Here is a 17422-nt window from a genome sequence, read left to right as displayed (position 1 = left end):
CCTGGTGAAGTGGGCGAATGCCTCCTAGCGGACCCCCGTCTTCGGGGCTTGCGAAGATGTGCCAGAGTTGCCACGTCCGCCCTGTCAGCACGTACCGTACGGCAGCACAGGTGGGACCAGGTGGGGCAGCGGGAAGGGGCAGCCGGTTTTGACCACGCACGCACCGCAGGCGGCGCAGGCCGTCACGCTGCCCACGACGCTGGACGAGGCCGTGGCGGCGCTCACCGCCGTGCCCGCCGCCGTCCCGGTGGCCGGCGGCACCGACCTCATGGCAGCCGTCAACTCCGGGCAGCTCAGGCCCGCCGCACTCGTCGGTCTCGGCAGGATCAGCGAGATCCGCGGCTGGCAGTACCAGGACGGACACGCTCTGCTCGGCGCCGGGCTCACGCACGCGCGCATGGGGCGCCCGGACTTCGCGGCCCTGATCCCGGCGCTCGCCGCCGCCGCGCGCGCCGCGGGCCCGCCGCAGATCCGCAACGCGGGCACCCTGGGCGGCAACATCGCCTCGGCGTCCCCCACCGGGGACGCGCTGCCGGTGCTGGCCGCCCTGGAGGCGACACTGATCATCGCGGGCCCGGGCGGAGCCCGCCGGGAGATCCCGGTGTCGCACCTGCTGGCCGCGGTCGACATGCTGCGCGCCGGTGAACTCATCGGGTACGTGCGCGTGCCGCTGCTGCACGCGCCGCAGGTCTTCCTGAAGGCGACCGGCCGGACCGGCCCCGGACGCGCCGTCGCGTCCGTCGCGCTCGTCCTCGACCCCGCCCGGCGCGGAGTCAGGTGCGCCGTCGGCGCCATAGCGCCGATGCCGCTCAGGCCCCTGGACGCCGAGCAGTGGGTCGCCCGGCTCATCGACTGGGACAACGGCCGGACGATCGTCCCGGAGGCGCTGACCGCCTTCGGGGAGTACGTCGCGGCGGCCTGCATCCCCGACCCCGTTCCCGAACCGGACGGCACCGTCCAACAGCTTCCGCCCGCCGTACTGCACCTGCGGCGCACCGTCGCCGCGCTGGCCCGACGAGCACTGGGGAGGGCGCTGTCGTGACCGACGACCAGCACGGAGAGGGCACGACGCCCCACGGCGGCGGCCGCTGGGACCCGCTGCCCCAAGGCGATTACGACGACGGCGCCACCGCCTTCGTGAAACTCCCCGAAGGGGGCATCGACGCCCTTCTGGCCTCCGCCGACAGTCCCCTCGCGGCGCCCGGCCACGGCTATGTGCCACCGCCGATAACGGCCGACCCCGGCGCGGGCGCGGGGACCGACCCGGCGGCGCCCGGCACCTGGGCCATGCCCGCCGACGGCGCCCGGTGGCCCGACCCCAACGCCGTGCCGCAGGACACCACGGGCGACCGCTTCTCGTACAACCCCGCGGCCACCCAGCAGTGGAACTTCGACGAGACGGCGACCCGGGAGTCCGCCCCCGCGCCGGGCCACGACGTGACCGGGCAGTGGTCGATCCCCGTGGCCGGGGGCGACCTCCCGGACGAATCGGGTGAGTTCACCACCTCGTCCCTGGTCCAGCAGTGGGGCGGCACACCGCCGGCCACGCTCCCGGGCGGCGCCCCCGCCCCCTGGGCGACGGAGGCCGCGGGACAGCCCTGGGGGCAGCCGCAGACCGAGGAGCCGACGGCGCCCGAGGACGGCTCCGGGCACGCGCGCGAGCACGCCGCCGAGCCCCCGGCCGGTGCGGGACACGCGTACGAGCAGCCCCCGGCCCACACCGACGGCCGGTCCGCCGGGCACACCGGCGCCGCCCACGCCCCCGTGGAGCCGGACCGGGCCGCGCACGAGCCCGAGAACGCGCGGGCGCACCACCCCGAGCCGTCCGGCCCTCAGGCCGACGACTACGGCACTCCGCCCGCCGGCGCCTACGCGGAGACGCCCGCAGAATCCGCCGTAGCCGCCTCACAGCCCGCGCACGGGCCCGGTGAGGCCGCCGGGGCGGCAGAGGGTGCCCAGGAGGCCGCAGAGGCGCCCGAGGGGGCCGTGGAGCCGCTCGCGGAGCCCGCGGCGGATTCCGGGCCGGACGGCGCCGGGCCGTCCGCGCGGACGGCGACCGAACCCGCCGTCTCCAACGCACCCGACTCTTCGGACTCTTCGGACACTTCGGTCGACCCGGACCCGGCAGAGGGCTCCGACGCCGAAGCCGCCGACGAGGCCCCGCCGCCCCCCGGCGAGGAGCACCCCCTCGCCTCCTACGTCCTGCGCGTCAACGGCGTCGAGCGCCCCGTCTCGGACGCCTGGATCGGCGAGTCGCTGCTCTACGTGCTGCGCGAGCGGCTCGGTCTCGCAGGCGCCAAGGACGGCTGCTCCCAGGGCGAGTGCGGAGCCTGCAACGTCCAGGTGGACGGACGTCTCGTGGCCTCCTGCCTGGTGCCCGCCGTGACCGCCGCCGGCAGCGAGGTCCGCACCGTCGAGGGCCTCGCCGTCGACGGGCAGCCCTCGGACGTGCAGCGGGCGCTCGCCCGGTGCGGTGCCGTGCAGTGCGGTTTCTGCGTGCCCGGCATGGCGATGACCGTGCACGACCTGCTGGAGGGCAACCCGGCGCCGACCGAGTTGGAGACCCGCCAGGCACTGTGCGGCAACCTGTGCCGCTGCTCCGGCTACCGGGGCGTCGTGGAGGCCGTCCAGGAGGTCGTCGCCGAACGCGAGGCGCACTCCGAAGGCGACGCTTCCGAACAGGACGGCGACGAGGCACGTATCCCTCACCAGGCGGGTCCCGGAGCCGGCGGTGTCAACGCGTCGGCGTTCGAGTCACCCGGGTTCCCCGCCCAGCCCGGACCGCATGACCAGGCGTACGGACAGGACGGAGGCCAGGCGTGAGCAACGAAGCCGCCACCGCGACCACCGCCGCGGAGGCCGCACCCGCTCCCGAGCAGCTGCCGCACGGCCTCGGCGCCTCCCTGCCGGCCGCCGACACCCGCGCCAAGACCGAGGGCACGTTCCCGTACGCGGCGGACCTGTGGGCCGAGGGCCTGCTGTGGGCCGCCGTACTGCGCTCCCCGCACCCGCACGCGCGCATTGTGTCCATCGACACGTCCCACGCGCGCGAGATGCCGGGCGTACGGGCCGTCGTCACGCACGAGGACGTGCCGGGCGCCGCCCGCCACGGCCGCCGCAACGCCGACCGGCCCGTGTTCGCCTCCGAGGTCGTGCGCCACCACGGCGAGCCCATCGCCGCCGTCGCCGCCGACCACCCGGACACCGCGCGGATGGCCGCCGCGGCCGTCATCGTCGAGTACGAAGTACTCGACCCGGTGACCGACCCCGAGCAGGCCTTCGAGGCCGAGCCGCTGCACCCCGACGGCAACCTGATCCGGCACATCCCGCTGCGCCACGGAGACCCGGACGCGGTCGGCGAGATCGTCGTCGAGGGCCAGTACCGCATCGGCCGCCAGGACCCGGCCCCCATCGGCGCCGAGGCCGGCCTCGCCGTGCCCCGCCCCGACGGCGGAGTCGAGCTCTACCTCGCCTCCACCGACCCGCACGCGGACCGCGACACCGCCGCCGCCTGCTACGGCCTCGAACCCGAACGCGTCAAGATCGTCGTCACCGGAGTCCCCGGTGCGACGGCCGACCGCGAGGACCAGGGCTTCCAACTCCCGCTGGGCCTGCTGGCGTTGAAGACCGGCTGCCCGGTGAAACTCACCGCGACGCGCGAAGAGTCCTTCCTGGGGCACACGCACCGCCACCCGACCCTCCTGCGCTACCGCCACCACGCCGACGCCGAGGGCAGGCTGGTGAAGGTCGAGGCGCAGATCCTCCTCGACGCGGGCGCGTACGCCGACACGTCCTCCGAGGCGCTCGCGGCCGCCGTCGGCTTCGCCTGCGGCCCCTATGTCGTCCCGAACGCCTTCATCGAGGGCTGGGCCGTACGCACCAACAACCCGCCCTCCGGCCATGTGCGCGGCGAGGGCGCGATGCAGGTGTGCGCCGCCTACGAGGCCCAGATGGACAAGCTGGCGAAGAAGCTGGGCATGGACCCGGCGGAACTGCGCCTGCGCAACGTGATGGCCACCGGGGACGTACTCCCGACGGGCCAGACGGTGACCTGCCCGGCCCCGGTGGCGGAGCTGTTGCAGGCCGTCCGCGACTTCCCGCTCCCCGCGCTGCCCAAGGACACCCCCGAGGACGAGTGGCTGCTGCCCGGCGGCCCCGAGGGCGCGGGCGAACCGGGCGCGGTGCGCCGCGGCGTGGGCTACGGCCTGGGCATGGTCCACATGCTCGGCGCGGAGGGTGCCGACGAGGTCTCCACCGCGACCGTCAAGGTCCAGGACGGCGTCGCGACCGTGCTCTGCGCGGCCGTCGAGACCGGTCAGGGATTCACCACGCTGGCCCGGCAGATCGTCCAGGAGACCCTCGGCATCGACGAGGTGCACGTGGCGCCCGTCGACACCGACCAGCCGCCCGCCGGCGCGGGCTGCCGCGGCCGCCACACCTGGGTGTCCGGCGGTGCGGTGGAGCGCGCGGCCAAGATGGTCCGCACCCAGCTTCTGCAGCCCCTGGCGCACAAGTTCGGCATGTCGACCGAGCTCCTCCAGATCACCGACGGCAAGATCACGTCGTACGACGGCGTCCTGTCGACCACCGTCACCGAGGCGATGGACGGCAAGGAACTGTGGGCCACGGCCCAGTGCAGACCCCACCCGACGGAGCCGCTGAACGAGGCCGGACAGGGCGACGCCTTCGTGGGCATGGCGTTCTGCGCGATCCGCGCGGTCGTCGACGTCGACATCGAGCTCGGCTCGGTACGGGTCGTGGAGCTGGCGCTCGCCCAGGACGTCGGCCGGGTCCTCAACCCGGCCCAGCTGGCCGCCCGTATCGAGGCGGGCGTGACGCAGGGCGTGGGCATCGCGCTGACGGAGAACCTGCGCACCGCGCGCGGGTTGATCCGCCACCCGGATCTGACCGGTTACGCCCTGCCGACCGCCCTGGACGCACCCGACATCCGGATCGTCAAGCTCGTCGAGGAACGCGACGTGGTCGCCCCCTTCGGCGCGAAGGCCGTCAGCGCGGTGCCGGTGGTCACCTCCCCGGCGGCCATCGCCTCCGCCGTACGGGCCGCCACGGGCCGCCCGGTGAACCGGCTGCCGATAAGGCCGCAGGCCGCCGTGGTGACCGACCGGTGACCGTGCTGGGTGGCGCGAACTTCGCGTGAGGGGCGTCGTCCTCGTCACCGGTGTGATGGCGTCCGGCAAGTCGACGGTGGCGCAGGCGCTGGCGGAGCGGCTGCCGCGGGCGGCACACGTGCGTGGTGATGTCTTCCGGCGCATGATCGTGTCCGGGCGAGAGGAGTACGTTCCCGGGGCCGACGGCGAGGGAGAGACACAGCTCCGGCTGCGGTACCGGCTGTCGGCGGCGACCGCGGACGCGTACGCGGAGGCCGGGTTCACGGCGGTGGTCCAGGACGTGCTGCTGGGGCAGGACCTGACGTCGTACGTCGGCCTGGTGCGCGCGCGGCCCCTGTATGTCGTCGTACTGGCTCCGAGTCCCGAGGCCGTGGCGGCGCGGGAGGCGGGGCGGGCGAAGACGGGTTATGGCGCGTGGACGGTCGAGGACCTGGACGGGGCGCTGCGTGCGGACACCCCTCGGCTCGGGCTGTGGCTCGACAGCTCGGAGCTGACGGTGGGGGAGACGGTGGAGGCGATCCTCGCGGGGCGGGAACGGGCGAGGGTGCGCTGAGCGTCCTGTGGTCCGGGGCGTTGTCAGTGGCGGGGCGTACTGTTCTGAGCAGTGGGGAACGGCCGCCGCAGTGGTGCGGCGCAACGGCGCATGTCCGGCCGCGCCCCGCACGGGGACTGTGAGCAGACACATGCGCCGAGGCACATGTGACGAAGCACATGCGGGGGATGCGATGAGCACGACCAGTGCCGCCGCGGCGGTGATCACGCTGACCGAGGACCAACTCGATCCGTACGTCACGCACGGGGCGACGCGCCGCTGGCTGACGGGGCCCGGACTGCCGGGCGACAGCGGCCTGTTCACCTTCGAGGAGCTGGTGCGGGAGGGCCTGCGGACGGTCGGGGACTCCACCGGCGACCCCGACGGCCGGCTGGCGGCGGAGCTGCGGGACCAGCTGGTCATAGGCGCGCTGCTCGACCCCCGGGGCCTGGAGACGGAGTCGGTGCTGCTCGACGGTGCGACGGGGGAGGTCGCGACGGCGTACTTCCTGCACGACCGCCCCGACCTGATGGACAGCCGCCCGCTGGCACCGTCTCTCGGCACCCTGGTGCGGTTCGCGACGGCGGCGGACGAACTGGCGGGGCTGCGCGGCCAGTTCGCGTCGTACGCCGGCCGTTTCGGCCCGAAGGCGGCGGCGGAGGCGTCACGCCACCTGCTGGCGGTGTTCGAGGAGGGCACGGACGGCGAGGTGCCGCCGTTCTGGAAGATGGCGGCCCTGATCCGGCCGCTGTCCCTGGTGGCGGGTCCCGGAACGACCTCCGGCCTCGCGCTCGACCTCCCCGCCCGCCTCCTGGACGGCGAGTTCGGCCACGGCAAGGTGTGGCGCTTCGAGGACGTCGACTTCCCCTCGACCCTCACACACGAGCCGACCCGCCGCTTCCTGCGCGACACGGGCCTGCCGGAGGACGGCGTGCTCCTCCACCTCGACACGGACGTCCCCCTGCCGACCCTGGCCGAGCACTACGCCTACCAGGGCCCGGACGGCTTCGATCCCGCCCGGCTTCCGCACAGGGCTTCCCACTTGATACGGCTCGGCCACCTCATCGAGGACAACAGCCTGGTGGTCGACGGCGAAACCGGCGCGGTCCTCAACTGGAGCGAGCCCGAGGCCACCCTGTACCCGCTGAACACGGACGTCTCCACCCTGGCCTTCACCCTCTGGCTCCTGCACCGCGAGAGGGTCATCGACGAGGACCTGGCGGGCGAACTGACGACCGACGCCCACGACCAGCTGGCCACGACGATGATCCACACCCTGTCGAGCATCGACCCGACCACCCTCACGACGGAGCCGGGCCGGCACTACTGGACGGAGGCGTTCCAGGACGACACGCCGAGGGCGGCACCCTCAGCGGATGCCGCCCTTTCGTTGCCTCGTCGAGGTTATGGAGGCCGTGGCGGGAATTGAACCCACGTACCTCGCTTTGCAGGTTTGTCCGGGCTGGTCAGGGCGTGATCCGAGCGCGTTCAGGGGCGTTCAGACCCGTGCGGATGCTGCGTCGGAAGGGGTGCGGCGAACGGCTCTGAACGGCCGCGTACGGCTATGAACGAGACGGAAACTGAGACGGATGCAGAGCCCGGTTCAACGCCGTTTGCCGAGGCCAGGTAGGCCACCACTCACGGTGCGCACGCTGGTGGAGGGTTCATCCACCGAGCGGCTGAGCGACTGCGGAACTACAGGTGCCGACTCGGTCCCCAGCGGTGGGAGACGCGGCGGCTCGCCGCCCTGGGGGACAGCGACAATGTCGCCTGACGCTGAACAGGCGACAAGTCTGCCCGGTGCCTGATGCGAGTAAAGGCGACCGGTCCGTACGTTGACCTTGGTCGTCGTACCGCAGTCGGCGCAGTCGTATGGCATCGAATGTGGATTACGCATGTTGCCGCCCCCCGTAGTTGTGCGCGCCAGCACACGGGATGGATGGGTTTCATTGTGGCCCTGAAGGGGCTTCAGAGGGTAGAGGTCGGCCGCAAACGCGTGAAATTTTCTACCGCCTCAAGGAGCTTGTGTAGCGCGGAATAATTTCCTGAAGTTTCTCTTTGAGGAAGATTGCTCCATCGGAATCTTTAAATTGATCAAGCGTGGCACCGCTAATACCGCACTCGCGAAGAAGGCAGAGCATGACGGCGGCGTACACGCTTTCTGCTAGAAACTGTAGGTCCCCAGGTCTGATGTCGAGCGGCTGCTTTTCGTCGTGATGGGTCAAACGGTTGCGGACGCCGGTGGTCACTGCCGCCCATTCGCTGGGGTCCCCTGCAACCTCGTAAAATCCTCTGCCTGCATAGTCCGCAAGTCGCACAAGGCGTTGTCGAAGTCTAGGCTCATTGCTATGGACAAGCTGATCATTCAGCCAATCACCCGTTTTGGGGCCAATTGATTTCCTAATCGATTTGACAATCTTGCGGCGATGTGAGCGGTATTCCGTTCGAGGTCTCACCTCATTGGGGAATCGCATTCGATCGAATGACTCTGCCGCCATCAAGACGTTTGAGAACTTATTCTCTCCGTAAAGTCTCTCCGAGTACCGCAGGGTGAGTAGCGCTCCTACCACCAGTCGATACTGCCGCGACACTGCGAGCCAACTTCCCACCGTGGAAAGTCCACCGATGTCTGCGAAGTGGAAGAGGAACTTACCTCGTGACTGATAATCGGAAAGTCGTACATGTTCTGCCAGATTGGCGACATGGAGCCCGATCTTGCGGGGTTTCAGCTCGCCATTTCTCATTTCTTGCGTGACGTCCGGACGCCATAGATCGATACCTGTGGGGACGCATGGGGCGTCAACGGCTAGCGTGATGAGGTCTTGAATCCCATTTATGTCCATCAGGATGTGATCCAGGTCCATGGTCTCTTTGTATTGGATCTCAAGATACGGTTCCTGATGTACGCTTGCCTCGGTTAGTGAGTCGCTCTTGGTTCGCCATGATGTGGACAAAGACAGTTTAAGTGAATCAAGCTCTACGGTTTCAGTTGGCGGAATCGGAAAATGGATGTTAACTGACTGGGCGTCACTCCAGTCGTTGGGATCTGGAGAATCCACCGTAATCTCTGGCCTGCTGCGGCGTACCCATGGTGCGAGCTGATCGAAAGTTGCGGCCACTCGGTCAAATTCGAGTGGCGTATCGGTAGAAAGTTGAGCACCTGAAAAAGCGCGTCGAACAACGAATTTTTCTACATCGACTCCTGGCCCCTTAAGGGTGTAGTTCTTCGACCAGCAGCCATCGAGAGTAAATTCCCTACCCCCCGCGACTCCATGGATGCGAGAGTGGGATAGGGCAGATGAGAACCTCCCGAAGACTGTCAACTCGGCACCCTGGGCGGGGTCGTACTTGATTCGACCAATGAGATCGTCGTCGGGTGAGCTTGGAAGCCAGAAGATACCGTCATCCTCAAAGGAAACCACTTGGCCGCCTCCATCCTCGGGGTGAGAGACTACTGCGACATCACCAAGTGCGCCACCGGAATCCCCGTCTGAGGGGACGTGGGGGTATTTCTGGGTCCCTCGTCTCGGGCGGTGAAGAAGGCGGCGAGCATGGCTGTCATGGCCTATCCCCGTCCCTCAGACTGCATAATCCTGGCTCGCCGCTTCTCTGACTTCCTAGCTACGAGTTTTTGGTAAAGCGGTGGGTAGAGCTGCAAGAGCAACGGAACGACCCCAGGCTCCTTCTGGAGACGCAGAATCAACCACGTTGGATAGTCCCATGCCCAATCGGGGTTCTCCTCGCGTGCTCGTCTGGTCGCCTCATCGATCCTCCAGGCTGCAAGCTTCCAGCTCTGTCGCTTGTACCAGCGTCGCCAAAGAAGGCCCGTCACGTGCAGAACGGTGTGATTGACGAGCAGGTGCAGTTTCAGCGGCAGGACGCGCGCATGGTTGGGGTGATTGTCCTGCATGCCAGCGTTAGTGGCTCTTGCCACCTGCGCGATGTACGTATATCTAGCGATGATCGAGGGGTGGAGCTGAGCAATCATGGCCGCGGACTCCAGTTCGGAAAGGGCACGCTGAAATTCGGCATAGTCCGCGTCCCCCCACCGCAGGTTCTCGCAGGTGAAGAGAAGCTCTCGAACGCGAGCCCGAGCCGCACGCCCCTCGCGGTTGGATGAGATCACAGTGGACGTAAGGCTGCCGAATACGCCGCCGCCAGCGGCTGAGACTGCAAGTTGTAGCCACGCGGGGGCCTGGACGGCCGCCCCGGCAGCGAGATGTATCCAAGCCATCGGTTGATCCTCCATAGAGCGATGGCTTGTTCTAGCACGGTGTGGGCGCTGCCGAACACGTCTCTGTGGCGGCTACGGTGACGGAGGCTGGCGGATTATCCTGTTCCGCGGCCCGTCGGCAAGCCCAAAACCTCAGCGCTGAGTTGCTCCGGCCGTACGCGGAGCGTGGCACGCTTAACCCGGACGCCGGGAGTCGGAGAGGGAGGGTGAGTGTCGCAGCAGGCGAGCCCGCGAGGGACCTTTAAGCAGATCGCGGATGCGCTGAAGACGCAGATCGACAGTAGCCCAGGGATGGTGGTGCTACCTCCGGTCGCGCAGCTCATGGACAAGTACGACGTATCGCGTGGTGTCGTGTTGCGGGCGTTCCAGGCACTTCGAAGGAGCGGTGATGCAGAGCCAGTACCCGGTGGGCACTGGCGTGTGATCAGGCCGGGGGATGTGGTGGACCGTCGGCCCCTTGAGGAGCGGATCGCGGCCGTCATCACGGATGATCGCCTGAAGATCGGGGCACCGTTCCCTAGTGCGTCAGCTCTCGCCACCAGGTTCGGGGTCTCTCGTCCCACGGTGACCAAGGCCCTCGACAAGTTGGAGGCCGCCGGCGTGCTGGCGAGTGGGGGACAGGGCAAGGTGCGGACCGTCCGTGCCGCGCCGAACCGAGAGGAGCATTCGTAGCTTGTCGAAGCTGACGGAGTGGGCTTATCCCCTCGCTGAATCGCTGCTCGCCGAGCCGCTGCCGCGACGGTGGCGGCACTCGCAGGGCGTAGCCGAGCGGGCGCGCACCATCGCGCTCATCCTCGGCGAGGACGCCGAGTTGTTGGAGGCTGCGGCCGTCCTGCATGACATCGGGTACTCGCCCGATCTCGCCAAGACCGGCTTTCATCCGCTCGACGGGGCGCGCTACCTCCGGGACGTCGCCAACGCCGACGGACGGGTCGTGAACCTGGTCGCTCACCACTCGTGTGCATGGATGGAGGCAGAGGCGCGCGGCCTGCGCGAGGAGTTGGAGGGAGAGTTCCCACGCGAGAGCGCGCACCTGAACGATGCGCTCTGCTTCTGCGACATGAACACGACGCCGGACGGCACGCCTACGAATCCGGTCGACCGCGTGAACGAGATCGCCGGACGTTACGGGCCCGACAGCCTGATCGGCACCTTCATTCGACGTGCTGAGCCGGAGATCCTCGCGAGCACGTCACGCGTACTCGAACGGGTCGCCGCCGTGAAGCGTCAACCGATGTAGGGCGTGGCCCGCGTCCGGTCCATGGCGTGCTCGATCCTGAGCCGCATGGTGGGGTGTATGTCGAGCTTGGACAGGTCCGCCGGGGCGACCCAGCGGACCTGAGTTGTCTCGTTGCTCGTACGCACCTCACCACCGACCGGCCGGGCCCGGAAGCAGATGCTGAACTGCTGGCGCACTTCACCGTCGTCGTACTGCATCACGTGGCCAGGGTCCGTGTAGATCCCGGACATGTCGACGACTTCCGCCTTGACGCCGGTCTCTTCCCAGACCTCGCGCACCACGGTGTCGCTGATGGATTCGCCCACGTCGTGCCCACCGCCGGGAAGCGCCCAACGGCCGTTGTCAGACCGCTGGATCATGAGCACCTGTCCCGCGTCGTTCTGGACGAACGCGACCACGGACGGCACCACGGAATTGGCCGGCGGAGCATCGGGATCGTGAAGGTAGTCGATGCGTCCCATGTTCAGGCTCCCGTGATGTCGTGTTCCGTCACCTGGCGCGCGCCTCCCCAGGTCTGCTCGATGCTATTCGCATAGGTGTCGAAGAGCCCGCCACCGGGCAGTCGCCGCAGGTGGAGGACAGGAGCCATGTAGGCGCCGATGCCGTAGACGTGGGTGTTCACCAACATCTCGTCATCCGCTCGGAACAGCGAGTTGTACAGCGTCGCGTCGTGCAGCCGGAAGTGGATGTCCGGATGGCTGGTGAAGAGCGGGCGGTAGTTCATCAAGGCGTTTCGGATCTTTCCGTCCATGATCCGGTGACCTTCGTCGATGCCACGTTGCTGGACTGCCGGGCAGTCAGGATCACCAAGCAAGACGCGAATCTGGGCGGTCTCCTCAGCCTTTGCCTTGAGTAGCTCGATGAACTGTGGATCTTCCGAAAGCCACAGTCCCGCGTAGACCAGGATGTCGATCCGAAGCTTGGCCCGCCCGTACATCTCACGCCAGAGCCCGGCGGGAACCATGTGCCGGTGGGGATAGATCGTGACGATCTCCGCCTTGCTCAGATCCGTAGAGCTGTCGATCGAGCGGGTGTCGTCCCACAGCGTCGTGACGTCGACCTTGAGTGCTGCCGCCGTGGCGTACTGGTGTCGGCGATACGGCACTTTCCCTTGGGTGATCCAGCGTTCGACCGTCTTCGGGTTGACCTCGATCTTGTCAGCCAAGTCCTGAACGGTCATGCCGCAAGCCAACAGGGCTGACCGCAAACGCTCGTTGGACATCTGCACCCCCCGGAGGGACATCTAGGGACCTCTTGACCGTAGTCAGAACTCCCTGAGCTGTCCATGCATGGGGTAACCAACTCCCCTGACCTGCACCGATTCTGATGGTGCGCCAAGAAATCCAGGCGCAAAACCAGGAGGTTCCGTCGCTGTACTTGACGGCCCCCTATGCAGTACCTGTAAAACAGGTACTGCACGCCGGACGGGATCGCTCGGCAGGAAGGCGGCTACGGCCGCGCGCCTCCAGCCCCGTACCGGTCGGTGTTTGAGAACGCTCCACCGCTGGTGGAGCTGCATAAGTGGGCTTCTGAGCCGTCTCCCCCGAAGTGACGGCCGCGCGGCTGCAAGATCGCGCATCTGCACGTCCCACCGCCCGCACGGGCGGCACCACCGCCCCGGCATCCAGCCGTGAAGGGCGCGGGGTCGAACCCCGCCCGGGGCGCTCGGCCCGCCGCTTCCTGTGGTGTTGGCCCTCATTGCCGGTGCGGCGCACTCCCGGACAAGGACAACGCGCCGCTTCCGGTCTCCCTATCCCGACGCAGTCAGAGGAGAGATCCACCATGCGCATGCGCACCTTCGTCGCCGGCCAAGAGGCCTACGGCGACCTGGAGTTCGCGGAACTGGCGCTCGGTATCGACGTCGACCTGTTCCGTGGACCGCTGAAGCCGGAGACGGACGACGAGCGCGCGGCCCGTGAGGACGCGGCCCGTGACGTGCTCGCCGACCTGGCCGCGATGAGCGAGGCCGGTGACGAGATTGCCGGTTGGGACGCCCTGTACGCCGACGCGCTCACCCACACGGTGCCGTTCCTGCGCTCCGCGCGCGGCTACCGGCCGGGGACGGGGGAAGCGGCATGAACACCCCGCAGACCCGTAAGCCGTTGACCAGGACACAGAAGACCGTTCTGACGGCCGCGTTCGTGCCCATGCTGCTGACCGGTGTGGCCGGCGGTATCGGTACGTTCAGCAACATCGGCCACGCCTACGGCAGCGGTACCGCGCTCGGTGCGGTCGCGGCCGGCGAGGGCGCAACCGCCGTGCTCGGGTTGGTCCTGCTGGGGCTGACCATGCTGGGGCAGTCCTCGCCGCGCGTGGTGCGCATCGGCCTGTGGGCGCTGCCCGCCGCCGCGTCCGTCATGGCCGCGATGGCGGGACCGGACGCGGGACGGACGGTCATCTACGCCGTGACCCCGATGGGCATGTGCGTGTCCGCCGAGGGCATGGCGTTCCTGGCGCGGCGCATCGTCGTCCACACCGACGGCCGCGACATCGAGGCGGAGCGCAAGGCCGCCGCGATCGTGCAGGCCCTCGCCTACCACCGCGCCCGCGCCACCAACCACCCCGACGACAAGGTCAAGAAGCGCTCCGAGCGCAAGTCGTGGCGTCTGGCCCGCAAGGTCGGCGTCGGTGACGTGGCCCTCGGGTCGAGGCTGCTCGACGTCCAGCGCGATCGGGTGACCGACGGCGCGGACGCGGCTCTGTCGGCCATGTTCGCCGGGATCGCAAATGCGGAGGAATCTACCGAGACCATCAGGAATCGGTCTACGGCTGACCTGCCGGAATCGACCCCGGCGTCGTCCGTGGTGGTCACTCGACTGTCGGTGCCCGAACCGGTGCCGGTCGACTTCGTGAAGTCGACTCTCCCCCTCAAGCCGCTTCCCGCGATCGACCCCGTGAAGGCCGCCCCGGTGAAGGTCGATCGGGCGCCGGTCGAGTCGATCGAGCGGCGGGCGGTGGCGGCCGATGCCCCCCGACGCCGCCGGGCGACCGGCCGGGTTCCCGACGTGGCCCGCTCGCCCCGAGCCAAGCGCGCACCCGCTCAGCTGCTGGCTGAGGCGCGGACCGCGACGGCCGATTGGCCGGACGCTCAGGTCACGGCCGAGGGCATCCGTCGCACCGTGCGCACGTCGCCGGCCAACGCCCGGATGCTGCGGGACACGATCCTTGCCGAGCGCGCTGAGGCCGCGTGATGTCCGCCGCGTGGGGCAAGTGCTTCGACCCGTTGGGCGCCCGCTACGGCGTGCCCACCTATCCCTGGAAACTCGCCCCCGACGGGTTGGCCACGCGCCGTCAGTTACGGGCCCGTGGCCTGCGCCCCGGCGGTCAGCCGATCGCCGCACAGGTCATGCGGATCAACCGGCGCGCCGGTGGGCCGCGTGTGGCCTACCTCTACCGCGAAGACCACGCGCTGCCGGTGCGGCCGATGACCTCGCGCAAGTGGGGCGCCCTCGCCCTGGCGATGCTCGCTCGCCGCACCTGCCCGAAGTGCCAGATCACCTACGACTACTGCCTGCCGACCTCGCTCGGCATGTGCGTGCTCTGCGCCTATCCCGAGGAACAGCGCGCTGCCTGAACCATCCCGTATCCCGGGTCCGGCCGCCCAACCTTCCACAGCAAGCCGGCCGGACCCTTCGACTCCCGAAGGAGCCCGTACATCGTGACGGAAAACCCCATCTTCCCGCCCTCTGACGAGCCGGAGAACGCCGACGAGCAGACGGCCGCCGTGCTGCCGTTCCCGCTCACCAAGACCCCCGCCCCCACCGCGCCTCTGGCCGAGGGGGAGGCCAAGCCGGGGGAGTGGGAGGCCGAACTCCCCGACGACGCCGACGACCCCGAGGCCGAGGGCCTTGCCGAGGGCGCGCCGGTCGACCCGCCCCGCGAGGCCTACCCGCCCTCGGTAGCCGAGTGGATGGAGGCCAAGGACAAGGCCCGCATCCCGGTCCTGCCGGACTGGGTGAAGCTGCCCGACCAGCGCAAGGCCGTCCGCAAGTGGGCCGTGCGCCACTACTCGACTGTGGTCGGCTACCACGCGGTTCGCCTGCCGTGCATCTACACGCCCAAGGTGCTGTTCTACTCGCCGCGCGGGGCGTGGCGCTGGTCGACCGCGATCGGCCGGTGGGTGTTCGATGCCGAGGGCAAGTCGCTGCGCCTCGCCTCCGTGGCCAACGAGGACGCGGCGGAGTACCTGAAGCTGTCGCGGCAGCGCAACGATCGCGTGAGGCTGCGGGGGATCGTCGCCGTGATCGCCTCCGTGGTCGGTCTCGCCGCCGCCCTGACCCTGTACGTCATGGCGCCGTCGTGGCTGCTGTTGCTGGCCATGGCTGCATTGACGACGACGCTCGGGGCGGTCGGGGCGCCGGCCGACCGGCCGCTGATCGACATGGCCAAGGTGACGTTCCGCAAGCGGCGGCTGTCCAGCGACATCGTCATCCGTGCCCATGAGGCGGCCAAGCTGACCACCAAGGATCAGACGATTGCCTTCCCGCGGCCGATCGGCCGTGACGGCGACGGCTGGCGGGTGGTCGTGGATCTGCCGTACGGCAAGACGTTCGAGGACGCGGTGAACGCGCACGCGCGGCTCGCCTCCGGCATGGACATTGCCCCGACTCAGCTCTTCCTGGACAAGGACGAGACGAGCGGGCGGCGGGTGTCGTACTGGATCGCCGACCGCGACCCGCTCGCCGTCCCCTCCGGCAAGACCCCGCTTCTTGGCGCCACCAGGGTGGACTTCTGGAAGCCGTTCCCGTGGGGCGTGGACGAGCGGGGCAACCCGGTCATGGCCACCATGCTGTGGCTGTCGCTGCTGGTCGGCGCCGTCCCGCGGCAAGGCAAGACGTTCTCTGCCCGCACGATCGCGCTTGCCGCCGCGCTGGACCCGTACGTGCGCCTGTACGTGTTCGACGGGAAGGCCTCGCCGGACTGGCGCAAGTTCGCCAAGGTCGCGCACCGCATCGCGTTCGGCATCGTGCCCAAGAACGGGTTCGACCCGGTGGTGCACCTGCTGACCTCGCTGCGGGAGTTGAAGGCGGACGTCGAGGACCGCTACCACCGGCTCTCGGAACTGCCGCTGCACATCTGCCCGGAGGGCAAGCTCACCCCGGAGATCAGCCGGGACAAGAAGCTCAACATGCCCCTCACTCTGTTCGTGATCGACGAGGTGCAGGAGTACTTGCAGCACCCCGAGCACGGCAAGGAGATCCTTTCTCTCCTGGTCTACCTCGCCCGGGTCGCCCCGGCCGTCGGCGTGTCCGTGATGACGTCCACGCAGAAGCCGGACGACAAGGCCTGCCCCTCCGAGCTGCGTGACCAGCACCAGGCCCGGTTCGCGCTGCGGGTCGGCGCCTACCAGGTGTCGGACACCATCCTCGGTGCCGGTTCGTACTCGGAGGGTCTGGACGCGTCCAAGCTGCTGAAGTCCCACAAGGGCGTGGGCCTGCTCAAGGGCATGTCGGACGACTCCGGGATCGTGCGCACCTACCTCGCCGACGGCCGTGACGCCGAACGCATCCTCACCCGCGCTGCCGCGCTGCGGGAGGCCGAGGGCACGCTGACCGGCGACGCGGCCGGCGAGGCGCCCGCCCCGGAGGTGTCCGCGACGATCCTGGACGACGTGGCGGCCGTGCTCGGCAAGGGCGAGGCCAAGGTGTGGTCCGAGACCATCGTCGACCGCCTCGCCGACCTGCGCCCCGACGTCTACGGCGCGTGGGCCGAGCTGGAGGCCAAGCCGAAGGCGGAAGCGCTGACCGCAGCGCTCAAGCCGTTCGGGGTGGCCACCGAGCAGATCGGCCGCCGCGTCGACGGCAAGACGGTCAACAAGCGCGGCATCAAGCGCGAGGACCTCGCCGCCGCGATTACGCAGCGCAACGAGAAGCGCGACGCCGGATAGCCCTGAAGGGTCGCTAACGCTAGCGGTAGCCGTCGCTAGCGTTAGCGACCCCGCTAGCGACCCAAACCGGGTCTGATCAGGTCGCTAGCGGCTAGCGGCCGACCTGCGGAAACCCTTCAAACCCCCGCCTGAGAGGCCTCTGATGAGTCTTCCTCTGCTCGCTATCGCCTGCCTGCTCACCGTCACGCTCGGTTACAGCGTCAAGTGCTGGCTGAGCCCGTTTGGCGACTGCCGCAAGTGCGCCGGCATGGGCCATGCCCTCAAGACCGATCGCAAGGGACACCTCAAGCGCGGCCGTGACTGCCGCCGCTGCCACGCCACCGGCAAGCGCATACGCGTCGGCCGCTGGATCTACAACCGCGCCGCGCGCACCTACCGCGCCGGCACCCGCTGACCCCCT

The 17422-nt window shown here is 69.1% G+C and carries 15 protein-coding genes; 12 read left to right on the top strand and 3 right to left on the bottom strand.

Features of this window, described 5'->3' with window-relative positions:
- Positions 1-148 precede the first annotated feature (148 nt).
- The 5 genes from ACFY1U_RS44705 (at position 149) to ACFY1U_RS44685 (ending at position 7090) form a co-directional block, all read left to right on the top strand.
- Positions 149-1042 carry a xanthine dehydrogenase family protein subunit M gene (locus tag ACFY1U_RS44705; RefSeq protein WP_030943523.1) on the top strand — a complete coding sequence of 298 codons (894 nt, stop codon included), beginning with the start codon at positions 149-151 and terminating at the stop codon, positions 1040-1042.
- Complete coding sequence (locus ACFY1U_RS44700; RefSeq protein WP_390699826.1) at positions 1039-2823, top strand: 2Fe-2S iron-sulfur cluster-binding protein; 1785 nt, start codon at positions 1039-1041, stop codon at positions 2821-2823. Before ACFY1U_RS44705 ends, ACFY1U_RS44700 begins: the two co-directional genes overlap by 4 nt.
- The gene (locus ACFY1U_RS44695) at positions 2820-5129 is read left to right on the top strand and encodes a xanthine dehydrogenase family protein molybdopterin-binding subunit (protein WP_390699825.1); all 2310 of its coding nucleotides are present in this window, start codon (positions 2820-2822) and stop codon (positions 5127-5129) included. The genes ACFY1U_RS44700 and ACFY1U_RS44695 overlap by 4 nt, the downstream gene beginning before the upstream one ends.
- Before the next feature lie 25 nt (positions 5130-5154).
- A complete protein-coding gene (locus ACFY1U_RS44690; RefSeq protein ID WP_390699824.1) occupies positions 5155-5682 on the top strand; it encodes an AAA family ATPase in 528 nt (175 codons plus the stop codon).
- A 172-nt stretch (positions 5683-5854) separates the two neighbouring features.
- Positions 5855-7090, top strand: a complete 1236-nt coding sequence (locus ACFY1U_RS44685; protein WP_390699823.1) for an SUKH-4 family immunity protein — start codon at positions 5855-5857, stop codon at positions 7088-7090.
- A gap of 577 nt (positions 7091-7667) precedes the next feature.
- On the opposite strand, the gene ACFY1U_RS44680 is transcribed toward ACFY1U_RS44685, so the two are convergent.
- On the bottom strand, positions 7668-9083 hold the full coding sequence (locus ACFY1U_RS44680; protein ID WP_390699822.1) for a HEPN domain-containing protein: 1416 nt from the start codon (positions 9081-9083) through the stop codon (positions 7668-7670).
- Between the two features lie 1022 nt (positions 9084-10105).
- Here ACFY1U_RS44680 and ACFY1U_RS44675 point away from each other — a divergent pair.
- Together ACFY1U_RS44675 and ACFY1U_RS44670 are read left to right on the top strand one after the other, a co-directional pair.
- On the top strand, positions 10106-10567 hold the full coding sequence (locus ACFY1U_RS44675) for a GntR family transcriptional regulator (protein WP_390699821.1): 462 nt from the start codon (positions 10106-10108) through the stop codon (positions 10565-10567).
- 1 nt (position 10568) lies between these two features.
- On the top strand, positions 10569-11135 hold the full coding sequence (locus ACFY1U_RS44670) for an HD domain-containing protein (protein ID WP_390699820.1): 567 nt from the start codon (positions 10569-10571) through the stop codon (positions 11133-11135).
- On the opposite strand, the gene ACFY1U_RS44665 is transcribed toward ACFY1U_RS44670, so the two are convergent.
- Positions 11123-11596: an NUDIX domain-containing protein gene (locus tag ACFY1U_RS44665; protein ID WP_390699819.1), complete on the bottom strand. Its 474-nt coding sequence runs from the start codon at positions 11594-11596 to the stop codon at positions 11123-11125. The genes ACFY1U_RS44670 and ACFY1U_RS44665 overlap by 13 nt on opposite strands.
- A 2-nt stretch (positions 11597-11598) precedes the next feature.
- The gene (locus tag ACFY1U_RS44660) at positions 11599-12315 is read right to left on the bottom strand and encodes an XRE family transcriptional regulator (protein WP_390699818.1); all 717 of its coding nucleotides are present in this window, start codon (positions 12313-12315) and stop codon (positions 11599-11601) included.
- A gap of 608 nt (positions 12316-12923) precedes the next feature.
- Here ACFY1U_RS44660 and ACFY1U_RS44655 point away from each other — a divergent pair.
- From ACFY1U_RS44655 to ACFY1U_RS44635, 5 genes are all read left to right on the top strand, one after another.
- Positions 12924-13214: a hypothetical protein gene (locus ACFY1U_RS44655; RefSeq protein ID WP_390699894.1), complete on the top strand. Its 291-nt coding sequence runs from the start codon at positions 12924-12926 to the stop codon at positions 13212-13214.
- Positions 13211-14326, top strand: a complete 1116-nt coding sequence (locus ACFY1U_RS44650; RefSeq protein ID WP_390699817.1) for a conjugal transfer protein — start codon at positions 13211-13213, stop codon at positions 14324-14326. The genes ACFY1U_RS44655 and ACFY1U_RS44650 overlap by 4 nt, the downstream gene beginning before the upstream one ends.
- The gene (locus ACFY1U_RS44645; RefSeq protein ID WP_390699816.1) at positions 14326-14709 is read left to right on the top strand and encodes an RRQRL motif-containing zinc-binding protein; all 384 of its coding nucleotides are present in this window, start codon (positions 14326-14328) and stop codon (positions 14707-14709) included. Before ACFY1U_RS44650 ends, ACFY1U_RS44645 begins: the two co-directional genes overlap by 1 nt.
- Before the next feature lie 84 nt (positions 14710-14793).
- Entirely contained in the window at positions 14794-17022 is a 2229-nt protein-coding gene (locus ACFY1U_RS44640; protein WP_390699815.1) for a cell division protein FtsK, read from the top strand.
- 142 nt (positions 17023-17164) lie between these two features.
- Positions 17165-17416, top strand: coding sequence for a hypothetical protein (locus ACFY1U_RS44635; RefSeq protein ID WP_390699814.1), 252 nt, complete (start codon positions 17165-17167; stop codon positions 17414-17416).
- Positions 17417-17422 lie beyond the last annotated feature (6 nt).

This window comes from Streptomyces sp. NPDC001351, from assembly GCF_042896045.1.
In the GTDB taxonomy this organism is placed as follows: Bacteria; Actinomycetota; Actinomycetes; order Streptomycetales; family Streptomycetaceae; genus Streptomyces.
The sequence above is the reverse complement of the archived record's forward strand: the minus strand, read 5'-3'. Positions and strand labels throughout refer to the sequence as shown.